Below are 19,666 nucleotides of genomic sequence, written 5' to 3' on the forward strand. Positions count from 1 at the left end.
TGAGAGTGTTTAGTAATGCAAAAATTTTATTGACACGGTCTCATTTAGATTTTTTCTTCTGTTTTTTCGTCGGCTTTTTTTCTTCAGCAAATACAGTGAGCTGGCGTCGCTAATGGTGATGAATTTTCCTGCCGTCATTTTTTCAAAAACTTACAGATGTAACGCAGATTTTCCATGCTGTAACGATTAATTTACGTGTACCTCGCGGCATGATTGGCCTATTTACCGCTGTAAGGAATACCTGACAGATCGTCGCACGTGCTCTGCGGGTGCGGCTTGAAGCTGTCGAGCGGTGTACAATGCGCCGCGTTTTACTGTGACCCCCTTGCGTAACCACGCAAAAGGCCAAGACCTCAGGGTTTACCCGCCCTGATCACTCCGCCTGGCCACGAGCCCGGCGGGTTCGATTTCGTCACAGATAAAAACAAACAGGTGACGCATGACCGTTAGAAAGACGCTGTATTCCTGGTGCCTGCGCTGGGGTTTGAGCGGCGCTGCTTGAGTCGGTAATTCAAGGCAGCAACCTGCATTCAACATCATCAAACCTTGCGTGAGACCCTTTTCATGAGTGAACCCCATTCCTCTTCAGGCGAGCTGAAACGCGGCCTGAAAAATCGGCATATCCAGTTGATCGCCCTTGGTGGCGCCATCGGCACCGGCCTGTTCCTGGGCTCGGCCGGCGTGCTCAAATCCGCCGGCCCGTCGATGATCCTGGGTTATGCCATCTGCGGCTTCATTGCCTTCATGATCATGCGCCAGCTCGGCGAAATGATCGTCGAAGAGCCGGTCGCCGGTTCCTTCAGCCACTTTGCCCACAAGTACTGGGGCGGTTTCGCCGGCTTCCTGTCGGGCTGGAACTGCTGGATCCTGTACATCCTGGTGGGCATGTCCGAGCTGACAGCCGTCGGCAAATACGTGCACTACTGGTGGCCGGAGATCCCGACCTGGGTCTCGGCGGCGGCGTTCTTCGTGCTGATCAACCTGATCAACCTGGCCAACGTCAAAGTCTTTGGTGAAGCGGAGTTCTGGTTCGCCATCATCAAGGTGGTCGCCATTGTCGGCATGATCGCCCTGGGCAGCTACCTGCTGGTCAGTGGCAGCGGCGGCCCGCAAGCCTCGGTGAGCAACCTGTGGGAACACGGCGGCTTCTTCCCCCATGGCGTCAGCGGCTTGGTGATGGCCATGGCGATCATCATGTTCTCCTTCGGCGGCCTGGAAATGCTCGGCTTTACCGCCGCCGAAGCCGACCAGCCACGCACTGTGATCCCCAAGGCGATCAACCAGGTGATCTACCGCATCCTGATCTTCTACATCGGCGCCCTGGTGGTGTTGCTGTCGCTGACACCATGGGACAGCCTGCTGGCCACCCTCAACGCCTCCGGCGATGCCTACAGTGGCAGCCCGTTCGTGCAGGTGTTCTCGATGCTGGGCAGCAACACCGCCGCGCATATCCTCAACTTCGTGGTGTTGACGGCGGCGTTGTCGGTGTACAACAGCGGCACCTACTGCAACAGCCGCATGCTGCTGGGCATGGCCGAGCAGGGGGATGCGCCCAGGGCGCTGGCCAAGATCGACAAGCGCGGCGTGCCAGTGCGTTCGATCCTCGCTTCGGCGGCGGTCACGCTGGTGGCGGTGTTGATGAACTACTTCATTCCGCAACATGCGCTGGAACTGCTGATGTCACTGGTGGTGGCCACGCTGGTGATCAACTGGGCAATGATCAGCTTCTCCCACTTCAAGTTCCGCCAGCACATGAACCGCACCGGCCAGGCGCCGTTGTTCAAGGCGCTGTGGTACCCGTACGGCAACTATGTGTGCCTGGCGTTCGTGGTGTTTATCCTGGTGATCATGCTGATGATTCCGGGGATCCAGGTGTCGGTGTACGCGATCCCGGTGTGGGTGGCGTTTATGGCGGTGTGTTATTGGATCAAGAACAAGCGCAGTGCTGAAGCGGCGTTGAACACCGCGAGTGCGGCGTTGAAGTAAACAGGCGCCTACCTGGAAAACCCCGCATCCTGTATAGGGCGCGGGGTTTTTGCATTTTGAAGCCGTCAACTTTTTGAAATCACACCGCTCATGTATTCATTCAAGTCGCGAAAGTCCTTAACGTTCCAGGCATGCGGCGGGACCTTTACTCCATTCTCGCGCAGCGTTTTTGGGATCAGGTCTCCATTCGGGCGAAGTATGACCGACGACACAATAACGCCCGGGTAAGCCGCCAGCCGTTTTTTGAAGGCTGGGGTTGTCAGGTCAGGTGTAGGCGGGTTGCTTTTCCTGGCCAACGGTCCCGTTGCCTTGAGGTCTGGCCCGTGGCACATGGCGCAGCGCTGTGAATAGAGGTTTTTGCCATTGGCGTTATCTGCAAAGGACAGTGACGTTTGAATGAGTGATAAGGTGCCGAGCAAAGTGATCAATAGTCTTTTCATTGTCATGCGTCCTTGTTGTCGAGGTTGTTGTCCTGATTGGGCGTGTCTGTTGCCTAGGGTTTATTGAGTGATGCTGGTTATTTCCAACAACGTGCACCTGCCCGATGCCGAAATCGAGTTGACCGCCATCCGCGCCCAGGGCGCCGGAGGGCAGAACGTCAACAAGGTGTCGAGCGCGGTGCACCTGCGGTTCGATATTCCGGCGTCGTCGCTGCCGGCGTTCTACAAGGAGCGACTGCTGGCACTGCGTGACAGCCGTATCACCAGCGAAGGCGTGCTGGTACTCAAGGCCCAGCAGTACCGGACCCAGGAACAGAACCGCGCCGACGCGCTGGAACGCCTGGTGGAGCTGATCCTCACTGCCACCAAGGTCGAGAAGAAGCGCCGCCCGACCAAGCCCACCCTGGGCTCGAAAAAGCGGCGCCTGGAATCCAAGACCAAGCGCGGCAGCATCAAGGCCGGGCGCGGCAAGGTCGACTTCTAGGCATCGCGCGCTTCGCGGGCCTTGGGCGCTTGCCGGTACAGGTAGACACTCAGCAGCAGCCCACCGAGGGCGGCGAGGGCGGCGAACAGGAAGATCGACGCAAAGCCGAAACCTGCCGCCACGGCCCCGGCCAGCGGCCCGGTAATGCCCAGCGACAGGTCGATAAACAGCGAATAGGCGCCCACCGCCGAACCACGGCTGGACGCGGGCACCAGGTTGACCGCCTCCACCCCCAGCGCCGGAAACACCAGGGAAAAGCCGAAACCGCTCAACGCTGCGCCGGCCAGGGCCAGGTTGGCATCCGGCGCCAGCCACAACAGCAGCAGGCCGAGGATCTCCACCGACAGGCAAGCGATTGCCACGCGAAAGCCGCCGATACGGTTGATCAGGTTGCCGAACAGCAGGCGTGCACCGATAAAGCTGGCGCCGAACAGGCTCAATGCCCACACCGCATTATCCCAATGCTGAGTGGTGTAATACAGGGTGATAAAGGTGGCGATGGTGCCAAAGCCGATGGAGCCCAGGGCCAACGCGCAACCGTGGGGCAACACCCGGCCCAGTACATTCATGAACGGCAGGCGCACGCCGGCGACGATGGGCGCAGCCACTTTGTTCCAGGCCAGCAACAGGCCGACGACCGCCAGCAGGATAATGCTGACGCCCATGCTCCACAGCCCGAAATTCCTCACCAGCAGCACGCCCAACGGTGCACCGACCGCCAGCGCGCCGTAACTGGCGATACCGTTCCACGAAATGACCTTGGCGGTATTGGCCGCGCCCACCCGGCCAATGCCCCAGCCGATGGCGCCTGAGCCCACCAGGCTTTCTGCGCTGCCCAGTACCAATCGACCGATGAGCAGGCTGGCCAGGCTGACGGCCGGCACGCTCGAAAACCACGCCGCAAGCAACATGAACACGCCGCTCGCGCCGCAGCCCACCAGGCCGATCAGCACCGCCCGCTTGCTGCCCAGGTTGTCGATGATTTTGCCTGCATACGGGCGGCTCAACAGCGTGGCCAGGTATTGCACGCTGATCACCAGTCCGGCGATCACCGCGCCGTAGCCCAGTTCACTGTGGACATAGCCCGGCAACACGGCCAGGGGAATGCCGATATTCAGGTAGCCGATAAAGGTGAACAACACGATGGAAACAACTTGCAGCGTGACCGCCATGGGGCGCTGGGTATCTGGCATGGGAGAGGTCCACTGTCGCAGCAGGTAAAGATAGGCTGCTAATGATACCGGGGCTTGGGCGTGCGCAGGGCGGTAAAACGCAAAAACGTCAGATCAAAAAGACGTCAGGCTTGAAGGGGGGCGAGTAACTGGGTGGTGACCAGGGCGGCCAGGGCGTTTTCCTGGGTGCCGAAGCGCTTGAGCAGCAAGGCTTGTTTGTCCGCGCTGAGGCGGTTCCACACGTCGACCATCTGCAGGGCGGTGTCGAGTACGGCGGTGTCCGGGAGGGTGTCTGTCATGGCGGGTACCTCGGGGTGATTCAGGCAGTGTGGAAAGCGTTCAAAGGTCCGCTTTCCACACGGTCTGGTACGGCGTCAGTCCTGGCTCTTGCTGTCGACTGGTTTTGCTTGTTTGGCCTCAGGCTGCTTCGCGCTGGCCTGCTGCGGTGTTGGCTGCTCAGTTTCGTGCAGGCTTGGGAAGGGGAGATTAGGTATCTCGTGCATCGTCGTCGCTCCTCGCAAAGTCTGTTTTTTCAATCGCAGGTGATTCCGCGCTCTCAAAAAGCCTTGGCAGGATACAGCACTGTAAATGACAAAAAGACTTTTATATCGCCGGGTGTACGAACCTTTTATCGTTTTTACGCAAGTGACAAGAGGTCACACCGTTCAGAACGGCACCTTGCCGAGGATCATGTCGCGGTACATCACAAAATCCCCGAGCAAGCTGTAGAACGGGTGCTGGAAAGTCGCCGGACGGTTCTTTTCGAAGAAAAAATGCCCGATCCAGGCAAAACTGTAGCCGGCAATCGGCACGGCCAATAACAGCCCCAGTGAGCCTCGGCCGATGGCATAGGCCAGGATGCCGATCACCAGGGTAGTGCCGATAAAGTGCAGGCGCAGGCAGGTGCTGTTGCCGTGCTCGGTCAGGTAATAAGGGTAAAACTCGGCAAAGCTGTTGAATCGCTTGAGGTTTTCCACTACGGCCGGCCCTTTGATTGTTGTGCCGCCGAACAGATGTTCGGCGGGGAGCTTATTTGAGTCTAGAGTGATCAGTGGTAACAGCCAGTGACAATAGATGCCACTTTAGTATCCTTGGCTTTCCTGGCTGCCGTTTTGAGCCTGCTTTATTCAAGAAGACGCCATGAGCGAACGAACAACGTCTGCAAGCTGGGCGATGGGGATAGTCAAGGCACTGGAAATGGACGGCCTGGATTGCCGCGCCTTGTTCAAGCAACTGGGCCTGGACTACGCCGCCCTGAGTGACCCCGATGCGCGGTTCCCGCAGGACTCCATGACCCGCCTGTGGCAGCGCGCGGTCGAGTTGTCGGGCAACCCGGCGATTGGCCTGAACATGGGCAAGGTGGTGCGCCCGGCGTCGTTTCATGTGGCCGGTTACGCCTTGATGTCCAGCAACACCCTGGCCGAAGGCTTCATGCGCTTGGTGCGTTACCAGCGGATCATCGCCGAAAGCGCGGACTTGAGTTTTCGACTATTACCTGAAGGCTATGCGCTGATTCTGACGGTGCATGGCGATCATCTTCCGCCGACCCGACAAAGCGCCGAAGCCTCCCTGGCCTGTGCGTTGGCGCTGTGCGGCTGGCTCACCGGGCGGACCCTGCAACCCCGCAAAGTGCTGTTGCAGGGCGATCAACCGGGGGACCTGGCCCCCTATAAACAAGCGTTCCATGCCCCGCTGGAGTTCGATGCGCCGTATGACGCGCTGATCTTTGAGCGCGCCGACATGGACGCGCCACTGCCCACGGCCAACGAGGCCATGGCGCTGTTGCACGATCGATTTGCCGGTGAGTACCTGGCGCGTTTCTCCGAAAGCCGCGTGACCCACAAGGCGCGGCAGGTGCTGTGCCGGCTGCTGCCCCAGGGCGAACCCAAGCGCGAAGTGGTGGCCAAGACCCTGCACCTGTCCCAGCGCACCTTGCAGCGGCGCCTGCAGGAAGAAGGCACGAGTTTCCAGACCCTGCTCGACGACACCCGCCGCGAACTGGCCGAGCAATACCTGGCGCAGCCGCGCATGACCCTGTTGGAGATTGCCTACCTGCTGGGCTTTGCCGACCCGAGCAACTTCTTTCGCGCGTTTCGCCGCTGGTTTGATGCCACGCCCGGCGAATACCGGGCGCGGCTGCAGGACGCGTCGACGGTCAGTGACGCCAGAACGCCGGAATGCACAGAACAAAGACTGTGATGATTTCCAGCCGGCCCAGCAGCATGCCCAGGGACAGGATCCACTTGGCCGCATCCGGCAGGCTGGCGAAGTTGCCGGCCGGGCCAATGGTTTCCCCCAGGCCCGGGCCGACGCCGGACACGGTGCTGGCGGCGCCGGTGAGTGCGGTCATCCAGTCCAGGCCCAGCAGCGACAAGGCCAGGGCGATGGCGCAGATGGTAATGGCGAAGAAAAACGAAAAGGTCAGGATCGAACGCACGATCTCTTCGTCGAGACGGTGGCCGTTGTACTTCTGCTTGATTACCGCGCGCGGGTGAATCAGCTGGTTCAAGTTGGCCTTGAGCAGGATATAGGCGACCTGGAAGCGGAAAATCTTGATCCCGCCCGCCGTGGAGCCGGAACAGCCACCGATGAAGCCCAGGTAGAAAAACAGCATCAGTGAGAAATTGCCCCACAGGCTGTAGTCCCCCAGTGCAAAACCGGTGGTGGTCACTACCGACGTAACGTTCAACGCCACATGGCGCAGGGCATCCAGCCAATGCAGGTTGGTGGTCCACCAGTACCAGGTGCCGAGCACCAGCCAGGTCACCAGCAACAAACCGAGCAAGCCCTGTACTTGCTGATCCTTGATCAATGCCTTGCGATTACCCCGCAAGGTGGCCACGTACAGGGTGAACGGCAAGCTGCCGAGGATCATCACCACTACCGCCACCCAGTGCACCGCCGGTTGTTTCCAGTGCGCCAGGGACTCGTCCGAGGTGGAGAACCCACCGGTGGAAATCGCCGACATCGCATGGTTGATCGCATCGAACAGGCCCATGCCGGCCCACCAGAACGCCAGGCTGCCGAGGATGGTGATGCCGACGTAGGCCGCCACGATCAGCCGCGCCACCATGTGCGAGCGGGGCATGACCTTCTCCGAGCGGTCCGAGGATTCGGTCTGGAACAGGCGCATGCCACCGATGCGCAGCAGCGGCAGGATCGCCACCGCCATGCCGATAAAGCCGATGCCGCCGAGCCAGTGCAGCAGCGAGCGCCATATCAAAATGCCGGGGGACAGGGTGTCCAGGCCGCTCAGCACCGTGGAACCGGTGGCGGTGATGCCGGACATGCTTTCGAAAAACGAGTCGGTGTAGCTGATGTGCTGGGTCAGCAGGAACGGCAGCGCGGCGAATACGCATACCACCACCCAACTGCTGACCGTGAGCAGGTACATGTCTCGCGGACGCAGGTGCACGTGTTCGGGACGCCCGGGAATCACCAGGGCAAGCCCGGCGACAAAAGTGATCAGGCTGGCCCAGAGGAACGAGGGCAGGTCGCTGGTCCGTTCGAAAATCACCAGGGTGGCCATGGGCACGACCATGGCGATCGCAAGAGTGATCAGGAAGATGCCGATGATGAAACCGATGATGCGTAGGGTCGGCAACGCCATGAAGTAAGCTCGAAATAGGGCAGAGGCGCCATTCTACCTGGGGTGCAGGGCATGTAAACCGGCGGATTTGGGCACAACATGGATCAAATGTGGGAGGGGGCTTGCTCCCGATGTCGGTGTGTCAGTGAAGGAAGTATCTACTGAGCCACCGCTATCGGGAGCAAGCCCCCTCCCACATGGGTTTGCGGTGGTAAAGACAGTGCACAAAAAAGGCGACCCGAAGGCCGCCTCATTCAACACCGCGCTGATCAGAATTCGTGATCAGCGTTATCCGGGTTCAGGTCGCTGATGCCCAGCTTGCCGGCAGCAGCTTCGATCGAGCCGGTCTGCTTGACCAGGGCGGCGATGGCGTCACGCACGATCTGGTTACCTGCGTCGTTACCGGCCGCGATCAACTGGTCGTAGTGCTCACCCTTGTTGGCGTGATCAACCATGACCTGGATCTTCGCTTCGGTCGCCGCCAGGTCCGCTTTCAGCGCGGTATCGGCAGCCGGGTCAGCCTTGGCCACCAGGGACGACAGGCTGGCGCCGGTCAGTTTGGTGCCGTCGACGCGGGTGTACTCGCCCAGGTAGACGTTGCGGATGCCCTTGGCGTCGTAGAAGTGCGAGTAGTGGGTGTTGTCGCTGAAGCAGTCCTGTTCGTCTTCCGGCGAGTTGGCTTCCAGGGAAACCTTCATGCGCTCACCGGCCAGCTCGCCCAAGGACAGGCTGCCCATGCCGAACAACATTTTGCGCAGGCCGTCGGTGGCAGGTTCTGCCTCCAGGGTGGCGCGGTAGTTGTCTTCGACGTTGGGTTTCCAGTTGCCGACCATTTCCTGCAGGTCGCTGACCAGCAGTTGGGTCACGGCGGTCAGGTAGGCGCGGCGGCGCTCGTTGTGGCCGCCGGTTGCGCCGTCGCCGGTCAGGTAGTCCGACGCAGGGCGGTTGCCCGCGCCCGGGCCGGTGCCGTTCAGGTCCTGGCCCCAGAGCAGGAATTCGATGGCGTGGTAGCCGGTGGCGACGTTGGCTTCGGAACCGCCCAGCTCATTGAGGCTGGCGAGTTTTTCCGGGGTGATGTCCTTCACGTCGACCTTGTCTTCGCCGACCTGGACTTCGGTGTTGGCGATGATGTTGGCGGTAGCGCCCGGGTTGCCCAGGGCGTGTTCGTAGGATTTGTCGACGTAGTCGATCAGGCCTTCGTCCAGGGGCCAGGCGTTAACCTGACCTTCCCAGTCATCGATGATGGTGTTGCCGAAGCGGAACACTTCGCTCTGCAGGTACGGAACGCGCGCGGCAACCCAGGCGGCGCGGGCGGCTTTCAGGGTTTCGTCGTTCGGTTTGGCGAGGAAGGCGTCGATTGCGATTTGCAGGGTTTTTGCCGTGGACTCGGCATCGCTGTACACCGCGAAGACCATGTCGGCGTAATGCGCAACCACGGCCTTGGCGGCCGCTTCATCGACCTGGCCGGCAGGGGTGGCAGCCGCTGGAGCGGTGGTGCTGGCAGCCGGGGTCGGCGCCTGGTTTGCTGCGGGCTTGTCTTTACCTTCGCCGCAACCGGCGAGAGAAATGGCAATGGCCAGCAGACTGGCGGTGGCCAGGGGCATACGAATCATGGCGAACATCCTGCTTCGGTTGTTGATGGGCGCGCGGGGGTCGCGCAAAACTGCGACATAATGCGAAAGATTTGCATTTTGTGTAAAGGGTTATACGCGGGAAATATTCAGTATCGTTTTGCCCGCTCAGAGAATGGCCGCGCCATTGCGCTCCGCCTGCTTCAAAAAAGCCGCCAACTCCCGGGCCGGCAGGGGTTTACTGTAGTAGTAACCCTGACCTTCATGGCAACCCTCGGAGATGATGTAGGCCTCCTGCTCCGCGGTTTCCACGCCTTCCGCGATGACCTGCATGCCCAGGCTTTTGCCCAGTTGGATAATGGCGCGAACGATGGTGGCGTCGTCATCGTCGTCCAGCAGGTCCTGGACGAAGCTTTTGTCGATCTTGATCTTGTCCAGGGGCAGGCTTTTCAAATAGCTCAAGGAGGAATAGCCGGTGCCGAAGTCATCAATCGCGATCAATGCCCCGGAGCGGCGCAGGCTCAACAGGTGTTGGGCGGCGGTGCTGATGTCTTCCATCAGGCCGGTTTCGGTGACTTCCAGCTCCAGGCTGCGCGGCGGCAGGCGGTAGATCTGCATCAGGTTGTTGACCACCCGTGGCAGCTCGGTGTGGTGCAACTGCACGGTGGACAGGTTGACCGCCATGCGCAGTTCGGTGAAGCCCAGGTCATGCCATTCGCGCAATTGTCGACAGGCCTGGTCCAGTACCCATTCGCCAATCGGAATAATGGTGCCGTTCTGTTCTGCCAGCGGGATGAACAGGTCCGGCGGCACCAGCCCGTGTTCCGGGTGCTGCCAACGGATCAGGGCTTCCACGCCTACCACACGCTGGTCGCGATAGCTGATCTGCGGCTGGTAGACCAGGTGGAACTGGTCGCGGCTGAGGGCATCGCGCAGGTCTTTTTCCAGCTCGCGGCGGCGGCGCATTTCGCTGTCGACGCTGGCGATATAGAACTGATAGCGGTTGCGAGAGCGGCTCTTGGCCAGGGTCATGGTCTGTTCGGCTTTTTGCAGCAGCTTCTCGGTGCTGTCGCCATCTTCGGGAAACAAGGTGATGCCGATGGTGGCGCGCAGGCGAATTTCCTCGTGGTCGAGGGCGAACTCCGCCTCCAGGTCGTCGAGGATACTTTGCGCCAGTTCGGCCGCTTCGTAGGGCTGGTCGATATCGGCCTGTACCAGCGCGAACTGGTCGCCCCCCAGGCGGGCGAGGGCGCCGAGGCGACCGCTGTGGGCGCGCAGACGGTCGGCCAGGGCCAGCAGCAATTTGTCGCCGGCCTGGTAGGTAAACTGCTCGTTGACGCTTTTGAAGTCATCCAGTCCCACGCACAGCACCGCCACCCGGCGCTGGCGACGACCGGCGTCGATGAGGATCTTGTCCAGTTGCTCCTGCAGTTTCTGGCGGTTGGGCAGGCCGGTGAGGAAATCGTACTGGGCCATGCGCAGCAGGCTGGATTCCGCCTCATGGCGCAGGTGGGTGTTGCGCTCGATGGATTCGAGCAACTGGTTGGCGGTGTTGATCCACAACCCCAACTCGTTGCGCTCGTGGCCCTTGAGTTGCGGGATCTTGTGCTCGCTGGGGCGGTCCGGGTTGATCGATGTCAGGTGTTCGATAATCCGCGACAGCGGCTTGGTCAGCAGCCAGTGGTAAACCAGGTACAACACCAGGCCCATGGCCAAGGCGCGTAACACGCCGGAAATGAAGATGATCACCGAACTGACAATAAAGCCCTGGCCGTACGTGGCGGTGTCGAGGGTAATGCTCAGGTCACCGTAATATTCGCTGTAGGGGCCTTTGCCGACCAAGGCAGTGGTGAAGGTGCGTTCCCGGCCAAGAATCAGGTCGGTGAGCCAGCGGCTGGGGGAGTGCTGCAAGGCACGGCTTTTTTCTGCCAGCATGGTTTCGTTGGGATGGCCGATGGAGGCCATGCGCACCGCCTCGTCCTGGAACAGCCCCTCTATCACCTGCATGCCCATCTCGCGGTCCAGGCTATAGACGGCCTGGGTCGAGGGGTCGCGAAACATGTCGAGGATGCGCTGGGCATCACCGGCCACGGCCTGGCGCGTCTTGTAGGCATCGAAAACGATCTGCGCCACGCTCAGCGTCACGCCCACGATCAACGCCGACAGCAGCACGACCCGTAGCAACTTCACCGACAAGCTGTTTTTGAGTTCCAGCTTCAAAGGGGCATTCCTTGTCTCATGCGGGTGGCCTTCAATATGCCATGAGTATTGGCAATCTGAGGTTGGCAGTCAAAGGGACATTGGGGCATAAGCTCAATTGACGTTTTGGCTGACCAGCATTGAGAGGTACCAACGCAGATCGGTGCCTGGCAGACGTGGATAAAGAATCAGCATGCGGTACAAATATTGACTGGAGAGAAGGCGGAGCCGGTCCGCCTTCTGCGAGCCGGCGGTGTTAGTAATTAACCGGACCCTGTGGTTGTTGTCCTTCCCCGCCGATCTTTTCGCCGCCACCGGCTATGTCGATTTCCTCGTTTGCCATGTCCATTACTCCTTTGGCCAGATCCATACCCTTATCAAGAAGTCCCGTTATCATTGGGATTGCGCCCGTTGCCGCCGACATAGGATCCATCGTAATTCCTCACACGTGATTAAGAGGTTTATTCCTCCTACCCCTTGTGTGGTGAATCCTATTGATGGGTTCCAGTATTTCTGGCTTGCCTATGCTGCACCCACAAAAAAGCCCGGCAATCGCCGGGCTCTTTCTACTGCAAGGGTTGCTTAGGCAGTGAAGGTCTTGCCTTCGAACTGCTCAGCGACGAACTTCCAGTTGACCAGGTTCCAGAACGCTTCCACATACTTTGGACGCACGTTGCGGTAGTCGATGTAGTAGGCGTGTTCCCACACGTCGCAGGTCAGCAGCGGGGTGTCGCCGCTGGTCAGCGGGTTGCCGGCGCCGATGGTGCTGGCCAGGGCCAGGGAACCGTCAGCCTTTTTCACCAGCCAGCCCCAACCGGAACCGAAGGTGCCGACGGACGTCTTGGTGAATTCTTCCTTGAACTTGTCGAACGAACCGAACGCGGCGTTGATGGCTTCAGCCAGCGCGCCGGTAGGTTGGCCGCCGGCGTTTGGTGCCAGGCAGTTCCAGTAGAAGGTGTGGTTCCAGACCTGAGCGGCGTTGTTGAAGATGCCGCCCGAAGAAGATTTGACGATTTCTTCCAGGGTCTTGCCTTCGAACTCGGTGCCTGGCACCAGGTTGTTCAGGTTCACGACATAGGTGTTGTGGTGCTTGTCGTGGTGGTATTCCAAGGTTTCCTTGGAGATGTGCGGCTGCAGGGCATCGTGTGCGTAGGGCAGCGGCGGCAATTCGAAAGCCATGATGATTCTCCTAATCAGGTCAGTTGCGGTGAGCGCAAGGCCGATCACGGGCGGCCAAACAAGCGCCGGGGAGTTTGTACTCTTTGCGGCGCAGGGTCCGGATCATAGCACCGGGGGTGCGGCAAAACCACGCAACAACTGTGTGGGATAGAGGTTCCAGAGCGTTTTGGAATATTCATCAGGCGCTGATCAATTGATAGGCCACGCTGAACATCATCGCCGCTACCAACAGGTCCAACAGGCGCCATGTCGCCGGGCGTGCCAGCCATGGCGCCAGCCAGGCCGCGCCGAGCGCCAGGGTGGCGAACCACAGCAACGATGCGCTCGCGGCCCCGGCCACGTAGGCGCCGGGTTCGGTTTGTTGCGCGCCCAGTGAGCCGATCAGCAGCACCGTGTCCAGGTACACATGAGGATTGAGCAACGTGACCGCCAGGGCGCTGAGCAATACGGCGCGCAATGAGCGGACCTTGAGGTCGCCCCCTTGCTCCAGGCCTTGTGTCGAAAACGCCCGGCGCAGCGCCAGGGTGCCGTACCACAGCAGGAACGCGGCGCCGCCCCAGCGGGCAATCGCCAGCAGCAGCGGGTTTTGTGCCAGCACCGTCGCCAGGCCGAATACCCCGGCGGCCACGAGCAAGGCGTCGCACACCACGCACAACGCCGCCACCGGCAGGTGATGTTCACGGCGCAGGCTTTGCGCCAATACAAATGCGTTTTGCGTGCCGATGGCCATGATCAGCCCCAGGGCCACCAATAATCCGTTCAGATAGCTTTGCCACATAACCATTACTCCGAAGTCGCTGCCAGTTGCCGCAATACGTCCATGGCTCGCTCGGCATCCGCACGGCCGACGAACAGGTGGTCGTGGTAGTAGCCGGCGATCACGTTGCAACTGATCCCGGCTTTGCCGAGTGCGCTGGCGAAGGCGGCCGTCAGGCCCACGGCTTGCAGCGCTGAATGCACATTCAGGGTGATCCACGCGGCGATGTAGTCGAACGCCAGCCCGGCCTGTTCCGCCTGCCGGCGCTCCAGGATCAGGGTCAGGCCTTCCTGCTCGCGAAAGCTGCCGATGGCCTCGCAACCGGCCGGGATACGATGGTCAGGCAGGGTGCAGAACACGTAGTCACCGTCATTGAGCTGCGGGCTCATGCTGCGCAGCAGGGTTGCCAGGGCGGTTTCGCCAGCCATGGTGAAGGTTCCTTTTAAAGAGAGAAGCGATGCTGGCTATTCTCGTGGTCCAGGCTGTATAAGAAAAACCAATATTGCTGATCGCTCATTAGAGAAACTGATGTTCGACTATAAATTGCTTTCCGCCCTGGCGGCGGTGGTGGAACAGGCCGGCTTCGAGCGCGGTGCCCAGGTATTGGGGCTGTCGCAATCGGCGATTTCCCAGCGCATCAAGTTATTGGAAGCACGCATCGGCCAGCCGGTGCTGGTGCGGGTTACGCCGCCGGCGCCCACCGATATCGGTCGGCGTTTGCTTAACCATGTGCAGCAGGTGCGGCTGCTGGAGCGCGACCTGCAAAGCCAGGTGCCGGCGCTGGACGAAGAAGGCATGCCTGAACGCCTGCGCATCGCCCTGAATGCCGACAGCCTGGCCACTTGGTGGGCCGAGGCGGTCAGCGACTTCTGTGCCGAGCAGCATTTGCTGCTGGATCTGGTCGTAGAAGACCAGACGGTGGGACTCAAGCGCATGCGCGCCGGGGAAGTAGCCGCCTGTATCTGCGCCAGCGAGCGCCCGGTGGCCGGAGCCCGCAGCCTGTTGCTCGGCGCCATGCGTTATCGGGCGTTGGCCAGCCCTGCATTTATTGCACGGCATTTCCCCCAAGGTGTGCGTGCCGAGCAACTGGCGCGCACACCGGCACTGGTGTTCGGCCCGGATGATTTCCTGCAGCACCGCTACCTGGCGTCTCTGGGCGTGGACGGCGGTTTCGAACACCATTTATGCCCATCGTCCGAAGGCTTTATCCGCCTGGCGGAAGCCGGGCTCGGCTGGGGGCTGGTGCCTGAGTTGCAGGTGCGCGACCAACTGGAAAAGGGCGTGTTGGTCGAGTTGATGCCAGATAAGCCCATCGATGTACCGTTGTACTGGCATCATTGGCGCAGCGGCGGGCAGCTGTTGGGCCTGTTGACCGACCACCTGGCCCAAGCCTGTGGACAATGGTTGGTGCCGTTGGACTGATGGCGGTCGTCAAGGCAACAGCGATGAAAAATGAAAGAACACGGGGTAATACATGAAGATTCTGGTCACCGGCGCAAGCGGCTTCATCGGCGGGCGCTTTGCGCGTTTCGCCCTGGAGCAGGGCCTGGACGTGCGGGTCAACGGGCGGCGCGCCGAGGGTGTGGAGCACCTGGTTCGACGCGGTGCCGAGTTTATCCAGGGTGACTTGAGTGATGCCGACCTGGTGCGCGACCTGTGCCGCGATGTCGAAGCCGTGGTGCATTGTGCAGGCGCCGTGGGCTTGTGGGGGAAGTACCAGGACTTCCATCAAGGCAACGTGCTGGTGACTGAAAACGTCGTGGAAGCCTGCCTCAAGCAGCGCGTGGGCCGTCTGGTGCACCTGTCGTCGCCGTCGATCTACTTCGACGGGCGCGATCACCTCGGGTTGACCGAAGAGCAAGTCCCCAAGCGCTTCAAGCATCCCTATGCGGCCACGAAGTACCTGGCCGAACAGAAAGTGTTCGGCGCCCAGGAGTTCGGCCTCGAGGTGCTGGCCCTGCGCCCGCGTTTCGTCACCGGTGCCGGTGACATGAGTATTTTTCCGCGCCTGTTGAAGATGCAGCGCAAGAACCGCCTGGCTATCGTCGGCGACGGTCTCAACAAGGTCGACTTCACCAGTGTGCACAACCTCAACGAAGCGCTGCTCAGCAGTTTGCTGGCCACCGGTTCGGCCCTGGGCAAGGCCTACAACATCAGCAACGGCACGCCGGTGCCGGTGTGGGATGTGGTCAATTACGTGATGCGCCAAATGGAGCTGCCCCAGGTGACCCGTTATCGCTCCTACGGCTTGTCTTACAGCGTGGCGGCGCTTAACGAAGCCTTTTGCGCAATGTGGCCCGGTCGTCCGGAGCCGGCGTTATCGCGCCTGGGCATGCAGGTAATGAACAAAGATTTCACCCTCGACATCAGCCGGGCCAGGCATTATCTGGATTACGAGCCCAAGGTCAGCCTGTGGACTGCCCTCGACGAGTTCTGCAGTTGGTGGAAGGCCCAGGATCCCGGGTTCAAATAAGGTCACAACAGGCAACACATCGGGAACCGAATTCCAGGTTCCGGGTCGATCAACGCGATGGGGTTGGGGTTTATACTCCCGTCGCTCGGCTTTCCAGCCAGCTAACTCACCGATTCAGGGTTGATTCATGCGTAACGATGCCAAAGACGATTTCGACAACATTCCCAGCCTGCGGGCCGATCTTGGGGATGACGATGATTTCGAACCTTCCCCGGCCACCTCGGTGCGTTCGCGCAATACGCCCGTGGTCAAGGTCAAGGGCGCCAGCACCGGCCCGCTGTGGGCATTGATCGGCGCGCTGCTGATCGCCTTCGCCGGCCTGGCCTGGTGGAGCTTCCAGCAGATTTCCCTGATGGGCCAGCAGTTGGTAGCCACCCAGGAAAGCTTTGCGCGCATCAGCGAAGAAGCGGCAGGGCGCCTGCAGGACATTTCCGGCAAGGTCGTAGCCAGTGAAGCCAACGTGAACAACGGCAGCGAAGCGCTGAAACTGCAGATCAAACAGCTGGAAACCCAGTTGCTGGAGCAGGGCAAGCAGCAACTCGGCGTTGCCGGCCAGGCCACCGAGCTGGACAAGCGCCTGGCGCAAATGACTGCCAGCACCACTGAGCTGTCGAGCGCCAATGCCAAGCTGCAGGGCCAGGTGCAAGCCTTGACCGATGCAGTGGCCACCCTGAAGGCAGCGCAGGGCGATGCCGGCAAGCGCGATACCGAGATAAAGGAATTGGTTGCTGATGTGGCTGCCTTGAAAAAGCAAGGTAACCCGAGCGCAGCCATCGCCCGTCTTGAGCAGGACCTCGTGGTACTCAAAAGCGGCCAGGACAGCCAGCCGGCCAACAGCGATGCGCCGACCAACAAGGAGTTCGACGTGTTCCGCATCCAGACCACCCGCAATATCACCACCTTGCAGAGCCAGGTGCAGAACCTGAATCAGCGCCTGAATGCGCCGGCGGCAGCAACGCCGCTCGGCCAGTAATATCGGGCCTGTGGCAAGCTTGCTTGCCACAGGCCGCCTAGCGGCTTGAATGTCACCATCTGGTGACATTTCCCATCCCCTTCGTTACTTGCCCCCACCTTGCCCTTGTTTAGACTCCGGTCATCCCACAAACAATAATAAGGGCCACCCATGACCACGCGACCACTGCCTGCCAGCAGTTGGCTGAATGCACCTGCCCATCACGACTGGCTCGCCGCCGAAGGGCAGCGCCTGCTGGCCTTCGCCAAGGCCTCCCGTCTGCCTGAGGGGTTTGGCAACCTCGATGACAAAGGCCAGTTGCCGGCCGATGCCCATGCCGAAACCATGAATACCGCGCGCATGACCCACAGCTTCGCCATGGCCCATGCCATGGGCTTGCCGGGTTATGCCGAATTGGTGGCGCACGGTGTTGCGGCCCTGGGCGGACCTTTGCGTGACAGCGAACACGGTGGCTGGTTCGCCGTGCCCCAGGCCCTGGACGGCAACAGCGGCAAGGCGGCCTACCTGCATGCCTTTGTCGCCCTGGCCGCCAGCTCGGCCGTGGTGGCAGGCGCGCCCGGTGCGCAAAATCTGCTGAACGACGCCATCCATATCATCGACCAGTTCTTCTGGAGCGAAGAGGAGGGCGTGATGCTCGAATCCTTCGCCCGGGACTGGAGCGGCGTCGAAGCCTATCGCGGCGCCAACAGCAACATGCACGCCACCGAAGCCTTCCTGGCCCTGGCCGATGTCACCGCCGACACACGTTGGCTGGATCGCGCCCTGCGCATCGTCGAGCGAGTGATTCATACCCACGCCGCCGCCAACCAGTTCATGGTAATCGAGCATTTCGACGCGCAATGGAAACCCCTGCTCGATTACAACGAAGACAACCCCGCCGATGGCTTCCGCCCGTATGGCATCACCCCTGGCCATGGCTTTGAGTGGGCGCGGCTGGTGCTGCACCTGGAAGCCGCGCGCCTGCAGGCCGGGCTGGCCACGCCGGACTGGCTGCTGAGCGCCGCCAAGGGCCTGTTTGCCAGCGCCTGCGACTATGCCTGGGCCGTGGATGGCGCCCCCGGTATCGTCTACACCCTGGACTGGAACCACCGCCCGGTCGTGCGCGAGCGTCTGCACTGGACCCACGCCGAAGCCAGCGCCGCTGCCCAGGCCTTGCTCAAACGCACGGGTGAGCTGCATTACGAAACCTGGTACCGGCGTTTCTGGGAGTTTTGCGACACCCATTTCATCGACCGCCTCCACGGCAGCTGGCACCACGAACTCAGCCCGCACAACCAGCCCAGCAGCACCATCTGGGGCGGTAAACCGGACCTGTACCATGCCTGGCAAGCGGTCGTGCTGCCTGCACTGCCCCTGGCACCGAGCATGGCCAGCGCTTTAGGCGCTGGGTGTTATGTCACCAAGTGGTGACATTTGTGCATCCCTTTGTTACCTGTGCTCGAAAAAACCATGTTTAAACTCCGTGCAGCGCAAGCTCCAGACTTGCATGCATAACAACAAGAAAAGGTATTCAGATGAACGCGATTAATCGCCTCGCCGTAGCTATTTCCGTTGCCTCGTTGTTTCCCCTCAGTGCATTTGCCGCCGACTCCAAAGGGACGGTTGAAGTTGTGCATTGGTGGACCTCGGGTGGCGAAAAAGCGGCTGTAGATGTCCTGAAGGCCCAAGTCGAGAAAGACGGCTTCACCTGGAAAGACGGCGCCGTCGCAGGTGGCGGTGGCGCTACTGCCATGACCGTGCTGAAAAGCCGCGCGGTCGCCGGCAACCCGCCAGGCGTTGCCCAGATCAAAGGCCCCGACATCCAGGAGTGGGCCTCTACCGGCCTGCTCGACACCGACGTCCTGAAGTCCGTCGCCAAAGACGAAAAATGGGATTCCCTGCTCGACAAGAAAGTCTCCGACACCGTGAAGTACGACGGCGACTACGTTGCCGTACCGGTCAACATCCACCGCGTGAACTGGCTGTGGATCAACCCGGAAGTCTTCAAGAAAGCCGGTATCACCAAGAACCCGACCACCCTCGAAGAATTCTACGCCGCCGGCGACAAGCTCAAGGCCGCGGGCTTTATCCCGCTTGCCCACGGTGGTCAGCCTTGGCAGGACAGCACCGTGTTCGAAGCGGTGGTCCTGTCGGTAATGGGCGCCGATGGCTACAAGAAAGCCCTGGTCGACCTGGATAATGCTGCGCTGACCGGCCCGGAAATGGTCAAGTCCCTGACCGAGCTGAAGAAAGTCGCGACCTATATGGACGCCGACGGCAAAGGCCAGGACTGGAACCTCGAAGCAGGCAAGGTCATCAACGGCAAGGCCGGTATGCAGATCATGGGTGACTGGGCCAAGTCCGAATGGACTGCCGCCAAGAAAGTCGCCGGCAAAGACTACGAGTGCGTAGCCTTCCCGGGCACCGACAAAGCCTTCACCTACAACATCGACTCCCTGGCGGTGTTCAAGCAGAAAGACAAAGGCACTGCCGCTGGCCAGCAGGACATCGCCAAAGTCGTGCTGGGTGAAAACTTCCAGAAGGTGTTCAGCATCAACAAGGGCTCGATCCCTGTTCGCAACGACATGCTGAACAAAATGGACTCCTACGGTTTCGACTCCTGCGCCCAGACCGCCGCCAAGGACTTCCTGGCTGACGCCAAGACCGGCGGCCTGCAGCCAAGCATGGCGCACAACATGGCCACCACCCTGGCGGTGCAAGGTGCGTTCTTCGATGTCGTGACCAACTACATCAACGACCCGAAAGCCGACCCGGCCGACACCGCCAAGAAACTCGGCGCTGCGATCAAGTCTGCCAAGTAACGGTTGACCTTGTGAGGGGGATCCCTGACCCCTCACAAGGCG

At 60.7% G+C, this 19,666-nt stretch carries 19 protein-coding genes; 8 read left to right on the forward strand and 11 right to left on the reverse strand.

Translation table 11 applies throughout. The features are described 5' to 3' along the window. The first annotated feature begins 564 nt into the window (after positions 1 to 564). A complete protein-coding gene (locus tag Q8X51_RS12515; protein ID WP_065925920.1) occupies positions 565 to 1,986 on the forward strand; it encodes an amino acid permease in 1,422 nt (473 codons plus the stop codon). 65 nt (positions 1,987 to 2,051) lie between these two features. Here the strand turns inward: Q8X51_RS12515 and Q8X51_RS12520 are convergent, their stop codons facing one another. Beyond that, positions 2,052 to 2,426: a cytochrome c gene (locus Q8X51_RS12520; protein WP_065925921.1), complete on the reverse strand. Its 375-nt coding sequence runs from the start codon at positions 2,424 to 2,426 to the stop codon at positions 2,052 to 2,054. 70 nt (positions 2,427 to 2,496) lie between these two features. On the opposite strand from Q8X51_RS12520, the gene arfB reads away from it, so the two are divergent. Continuing rightward, positions 2,497 to 2,910 (forward strand): alternative ribosome rescue aminoacyl-tRNA hydrolase ArfB, encoded by a 414-nt coding sequence (gene arfB, locus Q8X51_RS12525; RefSeq protein WP_065925922.1) that lies wholly within the window; start codon positions 2,497 to 2,499, stop codon positions 2,908 to 2,910. On the opposite strand, the gene Q8X51_RS12530 is transcribed toward arfB, so the two are convergent. The 3 genes from Q8X51_RS12530 to Q8X51_RS12540 all read right to left on the reverse strand — a co-directional run bounded on the left by Q8X51_RS12530 (position 2,907) and on the right by Q8X51_RS12540 (position 5,059). After that, the gene (locus Q8X51_RS12530) at positions 2,907 to 4,103 is read right to left on the reverse strand and encodes an MFS transporter (protein WP_065947872.1); all 1,197 of its coding nucleotides are present in this window, start codon (positions 4,101 to 4,103) and stop codon (positions 2,907 to 2,909) included. The two genes, arfB and Q8X51_RS12530, sit on opposite strands and share 4 nt — an antisense overlap. 104 nt (positions 4,104 to 4,207) lie before the next feature. Beyond that, on the reverse strand, positions 4,208 to 4,381 hold the full coding sequence (locus Q8X51_RS12535) for a hypothetical protein (protein WP_162844272.1): 174 nt from the start codon (positions 4,379 to 4,381) through the stop codon (positions 4,208 to 4,210). Between the two features lie 366 nt (positions 4,382 to 4,747). Continuing rightward, entirely contained in the window at positions 4,748 to 5,059 is a 312-nt protein-coding gene (locus tag Q8X51_RS12540) for an Mpo1-like protein (protein ID WP_407693908.1), read from the reverse strand. Between the two features lie 163 nt (positions 5,060 to 5,222). On the opposite strand from Q8X51_RS12540, the gene Q8X51_RS12545 reads away from it, so the two are divergent. After that, entirely contained in the window at positions 5,223 to 6,281 is a 1,059-nt protein-coding gene (locus Q8X51_RS12545) for an AraC family transcriptional regulator (RefSeq protein ID WP_065925924.1), read from the forward strand. Here the strand turns inward: Q8X51_RS12545 and Q8X51_RS12550 are convergent. From Q8X51_RS12550 to Q8X51_RS12580, 7 genes are all read right to left on the reverse strand, one after another. Then, positions 6,238 to 7,692: a TrkH family potassium uptake protein gene (locus tag Q8X51_RS12550; RefSeq protein ID WP_065925925.1), complete on the reverse strand. Its 1,455-nt coding sequence runs from the start codon at positions 7,690 to 7,692 to the stop codon at positions 6,238 to 6,240. The two genes, Q8X51_RS12545 and Q8X51_RS12550, sit on opposite strands and share 44 nt — an antisense overlap. Before the next feature lie 248 nt (positions 7,693 to 7,940). Further along, the gene (locus Q8X51_RS12555) at positions 7,941 to 9,284 is read right to left on the reverse strand and encodes an imelysin family protein (RefSeq protein ID WP_407693909.1); all 1,344 of its coding nucleotides are present in this window, start codon (positions 9,282 to 9,284) and stop codon (positions 7,941 to 7,943) included. A 126-nt stretch (positions 9,285 to 9,410) separates the two neighbouring features. Next, positions 9,411 to 11,462 (reverse strand): putative bifunctional diguanylate cyclase/phosphodiesterase, encoded by a 2,052-nt coding sequence (locus tag Q8X51_RS12560; RefSeq protein ID WP_027605584.1) that lies wholly within the window; start codon positions 11,460 to 11,462, stop codon positions 9,411 to 9,413. 235 nt (positions 11,463 to 11,697) lie between these two features. Next, a complete protein-coding gene (locus Q8X51_RS12565; protein WP_161985734.1) occupies positions 11,698 to 11,874 on the reverse strand; it encodes a hypothetical protein in 177 nt (58 codons plus the stop codon). 149 nt (positions 11,875 to 12,023) lie between these two features. Then, entirely contained in the window at positions 12,024 to 12,620 is a 597-nt protein-coding gene (locus Q8X51_RS12570; RefSeq protein WP_003212997.1) for a superoxide dismutase, read from the reverse strand. A 178-nt stretch (positions 12,621 to 12,798) separates the two neighbouring features. After that, a complete protein-coding gene (locus tag Q8X51_RS12575) occupies positions 12,799 to 13,398 on the reverse strand; it encodes a LysE/ArgO family amino acid transporter (protein ID WP_065925927.1) in 600 nt (199 codons plus the stop codon). Between the two features lie 5 nt (positions 13,399 to 13,403). After that, the gene (locus Q8X51_RS12580) at positions 13,404 to 13,805 is read right to left on the reverse strand and encodes an ACT domain-containing protein (RefSeq protein ID WP_027605586.1); all 402 of its coding nucleotides are present in this window, start codon (positions 13,803 to 13,805) and stop codon (positions 13,404 to 13,406) included. Between the two features lie 100 nt (positions 13,806 to 13,905). On the opposite strand from Q8X51_RS12580, the gene Q8X51_RS12585 reads away from it, so the two are divergent. The 5 genes from Q8X51_RS12585 (at position 13,906) to Q8X51_RS12605 (ending at position 19,624) form a co-directional block, all read left to right on the forward strand. Next, complete coding sequence (locus tag Q8X51_RS12585; protein WP_407693910.1) at positions 13,906 to 14,799, forward strand: LysR family transcriptional regulator ArgP; 894 nt, start codon at positions 13,906 to 13,908, stop codon at positions 14,797 to 14,799. Positions 14,800 to 14,851: 52 nt separating this feature from the next. Beyond that, on the forward strand, positions 14,852 to 15,850 hold the full coding sequence (locus Q8X51_RS12590; RefSeq protein WP_027605588.1) for an NAD-dependent epimerase/dehydratase family protein: 999 nt from the start codon (positions 14,852 to 14,854) through the stop codon (positions 15,848 to 15,850). Between the two features lie 127 nt (positions 15,851 to 15,977). Beyond that, on the forward strand, positions 15,978 to 16,823 hold the full coding sequence (locus Q8X51_RS12595; protein ID WP_407693911.1) for an ATPase: 846 nt from the start codon (positions 15,978 to 15,980) through the stop codon (positions 16,821 to 16,823). A gap of 150 nt (positions 16,824 to 16,973) precedes the next feature. Beyond that, entirely contained in the window at positions 16,974 to 18,233 is a 1,260-nt protein-coding gene (locus Q8X51_RS12600) for a D-mannose isomerase (protein WP_323147317.1), read from the forward strand. Positions 18,234 to 18,337: 104 nt separating this feature from the next. Then, entirely contained in the window at positions 18,338 to 19,624 is a 1,287-nt protein-coding gene (locus Q8X51_RS12605; protein WP_407693912.1) for an ABC transporter substrate-binding protein, read from the forward strand. Positions 19,625 to 19,666 lie beyond the last annotated feature (42 nt).

Source organism: Pseudomonas sp. Yb2C2 (assembly GCF_052112325.1).
Taxonomy (GTDB): Bacteria; Pseudomonadota; Gammaproteobacteria; order Pseudomonadales; family Pseudomonadaceae; genus Aquipseudomonas; species Aquipseudomonas marginalis.

Excerpts from the sequence above, each read along its gene's own strand:
- Q8X51_RS12595 (WP_407693911.1), top strand. The coding sequence starts at position 15,978 with ATGCGTAACGATGCCAAAGACGATTTCGACAACATTCCCAGCCTGCGG.
- arfB (WP_065925922.1), top strand. The coding sequence starts at position 2,497 with ATGCTGGTTATTTCCAACAACGTGCACCTGCCCGATGCCGAAATCGAG.
- Q8X51_RS12530 (WP_065947872.1), bottom strand. The coding sequence starts at position 4,103 with ATGCCAGATACCCAGCGCCCCATGGCGGTCACGCTGCAAGTTGTTTCC.
- Q8X51_RS12555 (WP_407693909.1), bottom strand. The coding sequence starts at position 9,284 with ATGATTCGTATGCCCCTGGCCACCGCCAGTCTGCTGGCCATTGCCATT.
- Q8X51_RS12515 (WP_065925920.1), top strand. The coding sequence starts at position 565 with ATGAGTGAACCCCATTCCTCTTCAGGCGAGCTGAAACGCGGCCTGAAA.
- Q8X51_RS12565 (WP_161985734.1), bottom strand. The coding sequence starts at position 11,874 with ATGGATCCTATGTCGGCGGCAACGGGCGCAATCCCAATGATAACGGGA.
- Q8X51_RS12520 (WP_065925921.1), bottom strand. The coding sequence starts at position 2,426 with ATGAAAAGACTATTGATCACTTTGCTCGGCACCTTATCACTCATTCAA.
- Q8X51_RS12585 (WP_407693910.1), top strand. The coding sequence starts at position 13,906 with ATGTTCGACTATAAATTGCTTTCCGCCCTGGCGGCGGTGGTGGAACAG.
- Q8X51_RS12605 (WP_407693912.1), top strand. The coding sequence starts at position 18,338 with ATGAACGCGATTAATCGCCTCGCCGTAGCTATTTCCGTTGCCTCGTTG.
- Q8X51_RS12545 (WP_065925924.1), top strand. The coding sequence starts at position 5,223 with ATGAGCGAACGAACAACGTCTGCAAGCTGGGCGATGGGGATAGTCAAG.
- Q8X51_RS12580 (WP_027605586.1), bottom strand. The coding sequence starts at position 13,805 with ATGGCTGGCGAAACCGCCCTGGCAACCCTGCTGCGCAGCATGAGCCCG.
- Q8X51_RS12590 (WP_027605588.1), top strand. The coding sequence starts at position 14,852 with ATGAAGATTCTGGTCACCGGCGCAAGCGGCTTCATCGGCGGGCGCTTT.
- Q8X51_RS12600 (WP_323147317.1), top strand. The coding sequence starts at position 16,974 with ATGACCACGCGACCACTGCCTGCCAGCAGTTGGCTGAATGCACCTGCC.
- Q8X51_RS12550 (WP_065925925.1), bottom strand. The coding sequence starts at position 7,692 with ATGGCGTTGCCGACCCTACGCATCATCGGTTTCATCATCGGCATCTTC.
- Q8X51_RS12570 (WP_003212997.1), bottom strand. The coding sequence starts at position 12,620 with ATGGCTTTCGAATTGCCGCCGCTGCCCTACGCACACGATGCCCTGCAG.
- Q8X51_RS12575 (WP_065925927.1), bottom strand. The coding sequence starts at position 13,398 with ATGTGGCAAAGCTATCTGAACGGATTATTGGTGGCCCTGGGGCTGATC.
- Q8X51_RS12535 (WP_162844272.1), bottom strand. The coding sequence starts at position 4,381 with ATGACAGACACCCTCCCGGACACCGCCGTACTCGACACCGCCCTGCAG.